The sequence below is a fragment of the Psittacicella hinzii genome (genome assembly GCF_003585935.1).
GTDB lineage: Bacteria > Pseudomonadota > Gammaproteobacteria > Enterobacterales > Psittacicellaceae > Psittacicella > Psittacicella hinzii.
The window spans coordinates 17,049-30,299 of the sequence record NZ_NRJG01000164.1 but is presented as its reverse complement, the minus strand read 5'-3'; the positions used below and the strand labels follow the sequence as shown (position 1 = coordinate 30,299).

At 34.7% G+C, this 13,251-nt stretch carries 9 protein-coding genes; all 9 read left to right on the top strand.

Going from position 1 to position 13,251, the window contains the following annotated elements; genetic code table 11:
• A partial coding sequence (locus CKF58_RS07520; protein ID WP_147397243.1) for a septation protein IspZ occupies positions 1 to 501 on the top strand: 501 nt, incomplete at its 5' end.
• A gap of 162 nt (positions 502 to 663) precedes the next feature.
• Positions 664 to 3,522, top strand: a complete 2,859-nt coding sequence (locus CKF58_RS07515) for a valine--tRNA ligase (RefSeq protein WP_119532549.1) — start codon at positions 664 to 666, stop codon at positions 3,520 to 3,522.
• 72 nt (positions 3,523 to 3,594) lie between these two features.
• Positions 3,595 to 4,686, top strand: a complete 1,092-nt coding sequence (gene aroC, locus CKF58_RS07510; protein WP_119532547.1) for a chorismate synthase — start codon at positions 3,595 to 3,597, stop codon at positions 4,684 to 4,686.
• Positions 4,687 to 4,907: 221 nt separating this feature from the next.
• Positions 4,908 to 5,447: an adenine phosphoribosyltransferase gene (gene apt / locus CKF58_RS07505; protein ID WP_119532545.1), complete on the top strand. Its 540-nt coding sequence runs from the start codon at positions 4,908 to 4,910 to the stop codon at positions 5,445 to 5,447.
• Entirely contained in the window at positions 5,447 to 6,577 is a 1,131-nt protein-coding gene (gene dnaX / locus CKF58_RS07500; protein ID WP_119532543.1) for a DNA polymerase III subunit gamma/tau, read from the top strand. Before apt ends, dnaX begins: the two co-directional genes overlap by 1 nt.
• Positions 6,578 to 6,666: 89 nt before the next feature.
• Positions 6,667 to 7,842, top strand: coding sequence for a hypothetical protein (locus tag CKF58_RS07495; protein ID WP_119532541.1), 1,176 nt, complete (start codon positions 6,667 to 6,669; stop codon positions 7,840 to 7,842).
• Positions 7,843 to 7,850: 8 nt separating this feature from the next.
• A complete protein-coding gene (gene recR / locus CKF58_RS07490) occupies positions 7,851 to 8,465 on the top strand; it encodes a recombination mediator RecR (protein WP_119532539.1) in 615 nt (204 codons plus the stop codon).
• Between the two features lie 19 nt (positions 8,466 to 8,484).
• Positions 8,485 to 9,888, top strand: coding sequence for a replicative DNA helicase (locus CKF58_RS07485; protein WP_119532537.1), 1,404 nt, complete (start codon positions 8,485 to 8,487; stop codon positions 9,886 to 9,888).
• A gap of 6 nt (positions 9,889 to 9,894) precedes the next feature.
• Positions 9,895 to 13,242, top strand: a complete 3,348-nt coding sequence (locus CKF58_RS07480) for a hypothetical protein (protein ID WP_119532535.1) — start codon at positions 9,895 to 9,897, stop codon at positions 13,240 to 13,242.
• Positions 13,243 to 13,251 lie beyond the last annotated feature (9 nt).

Genomic DNA, 13,251 nt, shown 5'->3' with positions numbered 1-13,251 from the left:
AAAGAAGTGGCAGCAGAGTATTCAGCAATAGCATTATCGATTGCCATTATTGTCGAAATGATTATTAAACATCTCTTTATCCATAAATTAAGCAAATTTGCTTTATTTATGTATTTAGTAATCTTTTGTTTTACCGTTCCGGCAATTATCTTTAACGACATTAAATATATTCAATTAAAGTTCTATCTATTCAAAATCATCTTTATTATCGTTAATATCGTATTAATGCATAAGTTTGATGTAAACATTATGCAAAAAACTATTGGCTACTTAATTAAAGGTGTTTCACCAAAAGGATGGATGGTTATTAACTATATCTTTGTGGTGTATATGATTAGTGCTTTAATTGCAGGATTATATACGCAATACTATATTAGTAATGACGCTTGGGTATTTTTAAAAGGTGTACTGCTACCTATTTATGGAGCTTGCATTACAGGGCTCATGATTGTTTATGGTATTTTTGATGTATATAGACAAAAGAAAAAGCAAGTAGATTAATTCATGTTTTGACCAGCCTATTACAGGCTGGTCTTACTTTTGGTATTGAGAAAATTGTGATATAATCAAAAAGCTAGACTTTGTACATAATAAGTCACAAATGGATTTTTTATTTTACAAAGAGTTACATTAGATTGTCTCTTTGTACACAAGGGTAATGTAATGGATAAAACATATTCGCCTCAGAATATCGAGGGCAGAATCTACCAAGAATGGCTTGAAAGTGGTTTATTTAAAGCAACTTTTGATCCAAACAAAGAAAACTTTAGTATTGTTATTCCTCCACCGAACGTAACCGGTACTCTACACATGGGTCACGCGTTTCAGCAAGTTATCATGGATATTCTGATTCGTTATAACCGCATGTTAGGTAAAAATGTGTTATGGCAACCTGGTACAGACCACGCTGGTATTGCTACACAAATGGTGGTAGAGCGTAAACTACTAGCTGAACAAGGTAAATCGCGTAAAGATTTTGCTCGTGAAGAGTTTATCGCTAAAGTATGGGAATGGAAAGTACAATGCGGTGATACGATCAATAAACAAAGTGCTCGTTTAGGGAACTCTATTGATTGGGATCGTGAAGCATTTACCATGGATGAAGTACGTTCACGTGCGGTGAAAAAAGTATTTATTGATCTTTTCAATGAAGGTAAAATTTACCGTGGTAAACGTTTAGTAAACTGGGATCCAAAATTAAAAACCGCTATTTCTGATCTAGAAGTAGAAAACCGCCCATCTAAATCAAACCTTTGGCACTTTAGATATCAACTAGAAGAAGGTGTACAAACCCAAGATGGTAATAACTACCTTGTAGTAGCAACTACGCGTCCTGAAACGGTATTTGGAGATACTGCAGTTGCCGTAAACCCAAATGATACGCGCTACCAAAATTTAATTGGTAAACAAGTGTATATTCCGGTAGTAGATCGTTGGATCCCTATTATTGCTGATGAGTATGTAGATCAAGATTTTGGTACTGGTGTAGTAAAAATTACTCCAGCCCATGACTTTAACGACTATGAAGTTGGTAAACGTCATAATCTACCAATGATCAATGTGCTAGATGATGAAGCTAATCTTCTAGTTTCAACACCAGTATTAGATACTAATGGTAGAGATACAGGTGTTTCTTATACCTTACCTGCTAGTTACCAAGAACTTGAGCGTTTTGCAGCACGTAAACAATTAGTAGCTGATTTCGAAGCTCTAGGTCAACTAGATAAAATTGTTCCTCATGACATGGTTGTACCATATGGTGACCGTGGTGGTGTAGTAATTGAACCTTTCTTAACAGATCAATGGTATGTTGATACTAAAGATATGGCTAAATTATCTTTAGACTTAGTTAAAGAAGGTAAAATTCGCTTTGTACCAGAACAATACACTAACTGGTATAACAACTGGATGGAAAACATTCAAGATTGGTGTATTTCTCGTCAACTATGGTGGGGTCACCGTATTCCTGTGTACTATGATGCACAAGGTAATATGTATGCCGGTGATTCAGAAGAAGATGTAAGAGCTAAATACAACTTAGCTTCTGATCTTGTACTAACTCAAGATGAAGATGTATTAGATACTTGGTTCTCATCTGCTCTTTGGACTTTCTCAACTCTAGGTTGGCCAGAAAAGACTAAAGAAATGGAATTTTTCCACCCTACATCAGTTTTAGTAACAGGTTTTGATATTATTAACTTCTGGGTGTCACGTATGATTATGATGACTTCACACTTTGTGAAAAACCCAGATGGTAGTCCACAAGTTCCGTTCAAAGACGTTTACATTACCGGTCTAATTAATGACGAAGAAGGTAAGAAAATGTCTAAATCTAAAGGAAATGTTCTTGATCCTTTAGATATGATCGATGGTATTTCTTTAGAAGATCTAATTGCTAAACGTACTTCGAACATGATGCAACCGCAATTAGCTGAACAAATCGCTAAAAGTACTGCGAAAAAATTCCCAGAAGGAATTAAACCGCATGGTACTGATGCCTTAAGATTTACTTTAGCAGCCTTTGCTTCATCTGGTCGTAGCGTAAGCTGGGACATGAAACGTTTAGATGGATATCGTAATTTCTGTAATAAACTATGGAATGCTTCAAGATTTGTATTATTAAATTTTGAAGGTAAAGATATTAAATTTAAATTAGATCAACAAACTTACAATGAATTATCACCACACTTTAGTAGTGCTGATAAATACATCGAAAGTGAATTTAGCAAAACTTTAGAAAAAGTAAGTCAAGCGATTGAAACTTATCGTTTCGATTTATTAGCTAATACTATTTACGATTTTGTATGGAATACATTCTGTAACTGGTATTTAGAGTTCTCTAAAGTTAGTCTTAATAGTGATAATGAATTAGCAGTAAAAGCTACACAGTTCCAACTATTAAGAATGTTAGAGGCTACTTTACGTATGTCTCATGTAGTAATTCCATTTATAACTGAAGAAATCTGGCAAAACTTAAAACAATACTTACCAGATTTAAATGGTTACCTCATGGGTCAAGCTTATCCACAGGCCGATGAGTTTAAACAAGATGATCTAGCATTAGCTCCATTATTAAAATCACAAGAGCTAATCACTTTAGTACGTGAGTTACGTTCTGAGTTAAATATTGCTCCTTCTAAAGTATTAAACGTTAATTTAGTAGGTAGTGATACAGACTTCTTAGCTCATACTAAAGACTTTATTACAGGTTTAGCAAAAATCAATCTGCAAGTAACCCAACAACCATCTACCGAGTTAGTGGTTAGTCGTATGTTAGGAGCGGACACTCTTGAATTTATGTTAGCCGAAGTAGTTGACGTGAAACAAGAATTAGCTAAACTTCAAGCAGAGTTAACTAAACTAGATAGTGAAATTGCTCGTGTTGATAACAAAATGGCAAATAAAGCTTTTGTTGAAAAAGCTCCAGCAGAATTAATCGCTAAAGAGCAAGAAAAACGTTTAGGCTTTATTGAACAGCAAGAGCAAATTAGACAACAAATTACTAAACTAGAAAGTTTATAATTAACTCTAATTATGGCACTCATTAATAAGGGATAACGTTTGTTATCCCTTACTTACGTTATAGGTAGCAAAATGGCAGGCAATTCATTCGGTCAACTATTTAAGCTTACTACCGCTGGTGAAAGTCATGGTCCAGCACTGGTTGGCATTCTTGATGGTGTTCCACCTGGTATTGAATTAACTGAAGATGATTTTGTCTTTGATATGGATCGTCGTAAACCTGGAACTAATCGTTTTACGACCCAAAGACAAGAAGATGACCGTGTACGTATTCTTTCAGGAGTGTTCGAAGGTAAAACAACAGGTACGTCTTTAACTCTCTTAGTTGAAAATACCGATCAACGTTCTAAAGACTATTCAGATATTGCCGACAAATATCGTCCTGGACATGCTGACTACACTTACGATAAAAAATACGGTTTCCGTGATTATCGTGGCGGTGGTAGAAGTTCAGCACGTGAAACAGCAATTCGTGTAGCCGCTGGTGTAGTAGCCAAAAAAATTCTCCAACAAATGTTTGGCACACAAATCCATGCTTTTGTGTCACAAATTGGTAATATCCAAGCGGATTATGATCTTGAGAATTTAGACATTTCTTTTATTAATAGTAATGACTTTTTCACTACCAATGCACAAGCTGTAGAGCAGTTTGATGCCTTATTACGTGAAATTAAAAAAGAACATGATTCGATTGGCGCAAAAGTTACAGTTGTAGCAACAAATGTACCTGTTGGATTAGGTGAGCCAGTATTTGAGCGTCTTGATGCTGATATTGCCCATGCTCTTATGGGTATTAATGCGGCTAAAGGTGTAGAAATTGGCGCTGGTTTTGCTAGTGTAGCGCAAAAGGGATCAGAACATCGTGATTTAATGAATCGTGAGGGTTTTGTCTCAAATAATGCTGGAGGAATTCTTGGTGGGATTTCAACTGCGCAACCAATAGTAGCGCATGTAGCTTTTAAACCTACGTCATCAATTCAACTGCCAGGAATGACAATTAATCGTCAAGGTGAAGAAGTTGAAATTTCAACCCGTGGTCGTCATGATCCATGTGTAGGTATTCGTGCAGTGCCTATCGTTGAAGCTATGTTAGCTTTAGTTTTAGTTGATCACTTAATGCGTGATTATGCACAAAATCATTTATTACCAAAGCAAAAGATCTAAGTAAATCTTTGTTGATAATAAGACATTTTTAGAGGCAAATTTAGGTAGCAAAAGCTGAATTTGCAGCAAAAAATCATGTGCATAATCAACACCTTAAAGTATAATAAGAGTGAAAAAGAATTTTCATTTTTATTAGTTTTTAACTTCCCTATTCAAGAGTAAAAGATTGATAATTAAGCTTTTACTCTTATTTATTTTTAAAACTTAATTGTAAAACTACAATGACAAATTTAAACCTAATTAAAGACTCTATTAGCGCGGTACAAGATTTCCCAGTACCTGGAATTACTTTCCGTGATATTACAACTTTATTAGCAAATCCTGAAGCTTTTAAAGCAACAGTTGACGCTTTTGTGGCACATTACAAAGATAAAGAAATCACTAAAGTTGTGGGCACAGAGTCTCGCGGTTTTATTTTTGGTGCTCCTGTAGCTTTAGGTTTAGGTGTACCTTTTGTACTAGTACGTAAACCGGGTAAATTACCACGTGAAACTGTAAAAGTAGATTATTCATTAGAGTATGGAAAAGACTCTTTAGAAATGCATAAAGACGACATTAACGCTAATGATAATGTATTAGTTATCGATGATTTACTAGCAACAGGTGGTACTCTTGCTGCTACAGTTAAACTAATCGAAGAATTACAAGGTCACGTTAAATATGCTGGTTTTGTGATTAACTTAAAAGATTTACCTGGTCAAGAAAAACTTGAAAAACTAGGTGTTGAAGTTTTTAGTTTAGTTGAATTTGAAGGTGAGTAATGGCTGAAAGTTACACCGTTCTGGCCAGAAAGTATCGTCCAAAATCTTTTGCGGAGGTAGTAGGGCAAGAACATGTAGTTGATGCCATGAAGAACAGTATTCTAAGTGGTAAACTACACTCCGTATACTTATTAAGTGGTACGCGAGGGGTAGGTAAAACCACAATTGCCCGTATTTTTACCAAAGCCTTAAATTGTGAAAACTTTAAGGATACACTCGAGCCTTGCGGTAAGTGTTCTTCATGTCAAAGTATTGACGATGGAGCAACGAGCGACTTACTAGAAGTCGATGCCGCTTCTCGTACCAAAGTAGAAGAGACGCGTGATTTAATAGAAACTCTTGCTTTCCCGCCGTTATACAGTAAATATAAAGTATTTATTATCGACGAAGTGCATATGCTTACGGTGTCAAGTTTTAACGCCTTGTTAAAAACACTTGAAGAACCGCCAGAATATGCCAAATTTATTCTTTGTACTACAGACCCGCAAAAAATTCCAGCAACTGTGCTATCGCGATGTTTGCATTTTCACTTAAAACCTTTTACTGAAGATCAAATTTCAGCACAGCTGGCAAAAATTTTACGGGCTGAAAATATTCCTTTTGATGATAAAGCTGTTCACACCTTAGCACGAGCTGCTAATGGTTCAATGCGTGACTGTTTATCATTAACCGACCAAGCTATTGCAATTGGTAATCAGCAAGTACGCACTACTAGTGTGTATCAAATGCTAGGTTTAGTCGAAGATGATCTTCCTACAGATTTAGTACTATCTATTCTTGATGATAACAAGATGGTGGCATTAAATGCCTTACAAACAATAAATAAAAAACAAGTTGATTGGGATTCAGTTGCCCAACAAATCTTAAGTATTATTTATCAAGTATCAGTGATTCCTTTTATTAGTGCTAAGGATTACGCTGAGTATGGCATTGAGAATAATCTTCTGATTAGTAAATTTGCTAATAGTCCGATAGATCCAGAATTAACTGAAAGTGCGCAGATTATCTATGAAATTTTCAGTCATGCTACGAACATGATTAAAAATGCTAATAATCCCTATCAAGTTATGCAATTAGCGACTATTCGTGCTTTAGCCTTTACAAGAGACGATACCACAAATTTGCTGTAAGCCAATCTGGTCGACAAAAAAAGAAATCTTATGTAATTAATAAGCAGGATTCGCAAAGCCAAGGAAAAAATTATCGCCGTAAGAGCTCGATGAGTTCGATAGATCCTCAAAGTAATTTCCAACGGAAATCAACTACTGGAGTTGATACTACTAAAAATAGTAAAGATCTTGATGATCTGTTTGGACAAATGGGGAAAGAACTTAATTTTGCTCTTGCTGATAATGGCAAAGTCCAAAAAGCTGCTACAACAAATAATAAAGATTCGGCACTACAAGTAGAAGCAATAAATAAGCACGAACTTATTCATGCTTCTGCTCTTACCGAACATGAAAGCAAACTTGATCATCAGCCAACTGGCGATATAGCAGCTCCTCCGGAATACACGCAAGAAGATTATGCGCAATTTGCGGCTGTTAATAATCAATACGAACTAGCAGACTTAGGTAATGTTGAAGTTGATACAAGCTCAATTGAAGCTTATCTCCAAGAACCTAGCGCACAAGCAAGCTTGGAGCATGAAATAGCCTCGGCAAATGCGAATCACCTTAGTGCAAATTTAATTACAGACACTCAGCCAAGTACACTTCCTCCAGCATTTACTGGGGCAAAACTAATAAGTTTTAGTGGTGATAGTGATAACTTGGCGATTAATCAAAATCCAATCAATACAGCAGTAGATGCTGATATTAAATTCTTAGCTATTACGAGCTCTGAAAAAATTCGTGATGTGAATTTGTTAGGAGCATATAACAATCAACAAGAATTTAAATTACAAGTATCTGAGTATTTGCAGAATTTAGCAAATACTAATCAATTCTGGGACTATGCTTTTAGTGAAGCTATGTACTATAAGCATTTAGATCAGAAACTGGCTTATACGCAAACTAATTACATAGCTCCAGCTGTAGTTAAAGAGCAAGCTATTACCCAAATGCTAGCCTTACCTACAGTACAAATTATTGATTCATTAAAACTTGAATTACCACTCTTAAAGTATTTGTATACTTTAAATCTGGCAATAGTAGAGCAAAATCAACAAGCTAAGTTATATATCGAATTAGGTGAACAAGGAGAAGTAAGAGATATCTTTATGCGAGATTATGCTCAATCCCTTCTCTCTAGCTTAAGTGAGGCCGGATATGAATGGCTCGATCACTGTGAGCAAGCCGAAGTCTTTAATTTACGTGAACTTTTTGCTGATACTATTGATAAGGTTATTCAAGAATTAATTACTACCCAACAAGAAAACATTCAACATCTTTAGTTGTATTTATGACTACCGAAAAGATTATTGAAGATCTAATTAGTAGATTTGCTAAATTACCAACAGTTGGTCGTAAATCTGCAACTAAGATCGTTTATCGTCTGTTAGCCGATAAAGATCGCTTACAGGCCAAATATTTAGCTACAGCAATCCAAGAGGCAGTAGAGAATATTCATCATTGTGAAGTATGTAATACGCTAACCGAATCACATATTTGTAAAATTTGTAATAATCCTCGACGCATGCAGCAAAAATCAATTCTCGTAGTCTCAAGTCCAATTGATGTAGAGAATATGGAAGCTTTTGGTGTATTCGAAGGAACTTACTTTGTCTTAAATGGTTTAATTAGCCCTTTAGAAGGTATTACTCCAGAACAAGCAGGTATTCCTAAATTTATCGAATTACTGCGTAGTCAACAAATACAAAATGTGATCATTGGTTTAAGTACTTCTGCCGAAGGTGAAGCTACTGCCCAAATTATTGGTGATATTTGCCGTAGACTACATATCCCAAGTCAAAAATTTGCTACAGGTTTACCATCAGGCGTAAACTTTAGTAATGTTGACCCTAATACCATTTTAAACTCGTTTATTAATCGTGTAGCTATAGAGTACGACGATTAATTTTGCCTCATAATCTCACATGGACTCTCTTAACCAAGACCAAGAATTTTTGGATCAATGTTTTGAAACGGAAATGCTTGTCCTTTCTGTATTCATTGAATACCAAGATACAATAAAAGAATATAGTGATAGAGTTAATGCTCGTTTATTTTTAGATAAACGCAATGCCTTACTATATCTCTTGCTTTTAGAACTCGATTCGGAAGGAGTTGAGATTGACCTTAATTCTCTTGAAACTAAGGTTCGAGAAAATAATCTACAAGACCATTTAACTCGTGAGTATTTACAAGAGTTTTTCTACAACTCTGTTCCCGAGATAAATATTAAGTTCTATGTTGACCGCTTAATAAGATATTCGCAACAGCGTCAAATATCAGATATAGGGGTAGACTTATACAATAATGTACGTAGTCATAATCCTAATATCGGAGCCATTATTGCTAGCGCACAAGATGACCTATCTAAAGTAGCAGCTAGTGAACAAGACTTTAAGCTTTCTGATTTTAACGCAGGAAATATCTTAAATCGCGCTATCGAAGCCTTAAGAGCCAAAATAAATAATGTATCAGGTTCAGGTGGTTTAGAAACAGGTTTTCCTACTTTAGACACCGTAACCAACGGTTTAAAACCAGGTGAGCTAATCATTATCGCCGGACGACCTGCTTCAGGTAAATCTACGTTTGCCATGAACATTTGTGAACATGCAGGTTATCTGAATGATAAGTTTAAAAAACCTGTAGTCGTATTTACGCTAGAGATGCCTGCCGAACAAGTAATGTACCGTTCATTATGTAGTGTAGGCTTAGTACGTCAACATAGTGTGCAAAAAGCCAATTTAAGTTCAGATGAGTTTTCACGTCTTTATTCGGCAGCTAGTATTATCAGTAAAAGTACGAACATGTACATCGATGACTCTTCATACGGATTAACGGTTGAAAAAGTTCGTAGTCGTGTACGTGCTATTGCCCAAAGTCATGCTGATCCAGAAACGGGAGAGCCGCAAATGGGACTAGTAATGATCGACTACTTACAATTACTAGAATCTGAACAGAACTTTCGTGAACGTCATCTCTTAATTGCTCATATTGCTAAAAGCTTAAAAGCTTTAGCGCGTGAGTTTAAATGTCCTGTACTAGCTTTATCTCAGTTAAACCGTAACGTAGATACACGTGGACCAGATTCTCGTCCAACCAACGCCGACTTACGTGAATCTGGGGCAATCGAGCAAGACGCTGATATCGTTATCATGGTACACCGTCCTGAAACTAATGCTCCACCTGAAAAAAAAGAAGAACTTAAAGGTAAGGCTGAAATAATTATTACTAAAAACCGTCAAGGGGAAATTGGAACTATCTTTTGTAAATTCCAAGGTATGTATTCGAAATTCATTGACGATAGTGATTCAATCTTTAGACAAGGTTAATTGAACATGGAGAGACCAGTTTCATTCTTTTATCAGTTATTGAATAAACCTGGTGTAACTCTTCTTTTAAATTTAGAACAAGAACACAATATATTGGTTGAGCAAGGAATTAATAGTTTTGTATCTTATACGCAATATAAATGTGGTCTTATCCATTCACGAAAAAACTATTACTTTAGTAATCGTTGGTGGAATCGCTATATAAATTCATATACTAATAACGAACCCCAGCTAAAACTGGGGTTTAATACTGAAGATAATATAGATACGAGCAGTCTAAACTTAAAAGAAATAGCATTTACGCAAGTAAAGCACCAAGATATAGATAAACAATTAGCGTATGACAATGTTATGCGCGGTTTAGAAGTAAAGTCCCAAGATCAAGCTAAAGACAAAATGCGTCGTCGCCAAATAGCTCAAGACGTAAATGATTTTTCTTTAGTTTATTGGTCACTAAATTATACGAGCTTTTATCAACAATATTTAGCTACTAATAGTTCGTATATGCTTGATTTAATGCATACAGGTGAACCAAGTAATAGTGTTACGAAACTAAAAAATCGTATCCAAAAGTATAATCTCCTAGATGCACCAAATCGTTTAAAAGCTTATGCACAAAACGTGCATAATTACTATTATGGCTTTCTTAATCCTCTAGATTTATCATATGCTTTAAATACTAAGTTACATCAAGCTATTGATGAATTAGACTATTTAGACTTACTAGATAAACCATATTTAGAATACGTTAAGCTTTTATTAGAATCGGCACAAAATACAATTGTAATTGACGGTGAAAGATATGATCTTGATGATATCGATCTAATCCGTCAAATAGATCCAGATTTCTTTGAAAATATTAAAGATAGTCATGACGATGATCAAGAAATCATCGAACGTGACATTGAGTGCTTTATTAGTCAAACAACCAATTTAATTCGTCTTTATCGTTGTTTAGAAGAACTAAAAGCACAACAAAGCTTTACTAAATTTGCTCGCTGTAATAAAGCAGATTTAACTACTCAAGCAGTACAACAGTTAAATTCTTTTGATATAAATTTGGGCCAACTGCCTGAATATATAATTGTTCCTCAGGCTTGGTTAAATGAGAAAGCGCAAACTCAAGCAGAATATTTTACAGTTAATAAGTTTACTCATTCGCTTTTAAAACCACAAAAATATTACACGCTTGAAACCTTACAACTTGTAGGTAGTCGTGCTTTACTCAAAGCTGCACAGCGCAAATATCCTGCTTTAAATCGTTTAGAAATTACTCTAATTCCAGATGCTCAAGGTGTACACCAAATTAAGTTCTTGCAACCATATTTTGGTCCGCGTAATTACGATAAACCGGAAGTATACTTACGTCCTTGGCAAAATCGTAAATTTGAAAAAGGCATTCTCGAGAATTATCATGATCTTTTAGTTGATTTATATTCTGATATTGATGAGCAAGAACTTGCTGAAGTTTCAACCGTAGAACAAGCTCACCGTGTATTCTCTAAATATGCGCAAATGATGACCATGAAGCGCAATTTAGATCAAATGACATATACCTCTGATTTAAAGCTACTAAATGCCGAGCCTCAATTAAGCTATAAACAAGCATTGGCTTTAGCTGAAGTACTTGTAGATCATTATTTACCACATAGTACTCTACTCGATAGCTTACAAGAGTTTTTTGCAGATTATAATTACTACGGTAGTGACCTAGATTATAATCTAGCAAGCAATAATACTTTAAAGCATGAAATTATTGTCGATCCGGAAAATCCAAGCTTAAAACCGGTAAATTTTGATTTTTCACGCTACGAAAATAATCTCGAAGAGTTAATCTCTGAAGCTAAGCAAAGTGTAGCTAAGGCAAAACAAGCTAATGCTACTGAGAAAGTGGTAAAGAATAACCAGCAATTTGTTGCACAAGAAATTAGTACTGCTGATTTAAATACAAAGCAAAGCACAAACGCACATAGCAATACTATTGCTCCTGAATTTTTTGCTCAACAAAAAGTACATAAAGGACGAGTGCAAACTACAGGTTTTGCTGATTTTGATTTTGCAGCTTACCATCAGCAATTAACGGATAATAACCAAGCTAATAAAAAAAATACCAGCTTTACTACTAAGCAAACGCAAACAGCCTTTACTTACGATAAAAATTATCCTTTAAGTGCTGATTTACGTCGTTTATATCAATTTGCTTTAAACTTCCCAGAACGTAAAGTACCTGTGAGTATTGCAAATGATTACACAGTTTATAAAGCTGTAAGTAGCAAACAGGTTAAAGCTTATTATCAGCAGCTAAATCCAGATTTATATCCACATTTTAGTAGATCTTTATTTAAAGAAGTAAACACTACTTTAAATCTGATTAAATCACCTGCTACAACTTTAGTTTTTCCGAACAATAAGATTATTATCAGTCCATACACATATATTTTGTCCTTTGCTCAATGGCAACAAAAATATGATATGTTTGCGATTTTAAATTTCCATCAATTTTATTATGCTCAAAGAACTGAAAATAATCCTGTTAGCTTGTATGAATTAAATAATGAAACTTTAAGTTATTTTGTTCAAGAATATAAGCCTGATCTTGCATATAAACAAGAAGATATGTCGCTCGAGGCTTTAGAAAGATTCTTAGACCGTAATAATGCTAGTTATGAACAAAATTTAGCAAATAAAGCTCGTCTAATTTACATCGAAGACTTTATTACTTTTGCAGCTCAAAGTTTAAATGATTTTAGTTCTTTTGATTTTGCTTTTATTCGTGACTATTATTTCGAAATAGTGGCAGCTCATTCGGTTAACGAACCCGCTAAAGCTTTAGTTGAGCTAATTGGTAATCAATACTCTGATTTGGTGCTAAAATTTGCTAATGCAATCAATGACATCTATACACGCTTAGAAGATTTAAGCCAAAAATATGATGTACATTTTATGATTAACTTTAATGTAAGTGCTTTTGCTAAAGCGTTTGGCTTATCAACTGCCGAAATTTGGCAAAAAATGTCTTACCATAAGTTAAACTTTATTAAATTTAGTCTAGATAAGCAAGCTTTAGTAAATCGAGATACTAGAACTGAATTAAATATTCTTGATGTTGCAGCTACAGATACTTATGCATATTTAAATATGCTACAAAATACTGCCTATCAAGATTTAACTTCACAATTATCTCAATTATGGGATAATCAAAGCGCTAATCTTTTATTCAAAGCTAAAGCTAGCATTAATATCCAATTATCTAGTCAGGATGCAAACTTAACAGAACAATTACATATAAGTTCTTCTAATTTAGTTGCGGACTATTATCCTGCTAGTAAAAATCTTAACCTATATTGGGAATAAGAACCCATC

Bases quoted from the DNA above. Each gene is read 5' to 3' on its own strand.
- CKF58_RS07515 (WP_119532549.1), top strand. From the start codon at position 664: ATGGATAAAACATATTCGCCTCAGAATATCGAGGGCAGAATCTACCAA.
- aroC (WP_119532547.1), top strand. From the start codon at position 3,595: ATGGCAGGCAATTCATTCGGTCAACTATTTAAGCTTACTACCGCTGGT.
- apt (WP_119532545.1), top strand. From the start codon at position 4,908: ATGACAAATTTAAACCTAATTAAAGACTCTATTAGCGCGGTACAAGAT.
- dnaX (WP_119532543.1), top strand. From the start codon at position 5,447: ATGGCTGAAAGTTACACCGTTCTGGCCAGAAAGTATCGTCCAAAATCT.
- CKF58_RS07495 (WP_119532541.1), top strand. From the start codon at position 6,667: ATGAGTTCGATAGATCCTCAAAGTAATTTCCAACGGAAATCAACTACT.
- recR (WP_119532539.1), top strand. From the start codon at position 7,851: ATGACTACCGAAAAGATTATTGAAGATCTAATTAGTAGATTTGCTAAA.
- CKF58_RS07485 (WP_119532537.1), top strand. From the start codon at position 8,485: ATGGACTCTCTTAACCAAGACCAAGAATTTTTGGATCAATGTTTTGAA.
- CKF58_RS07480 (WP_119532535.1), top strand. From the start codon at position 9,895: ATGGAGAGACCAGTTTCATTCTTTTATCAGTTATTGAATAAACCTGGT.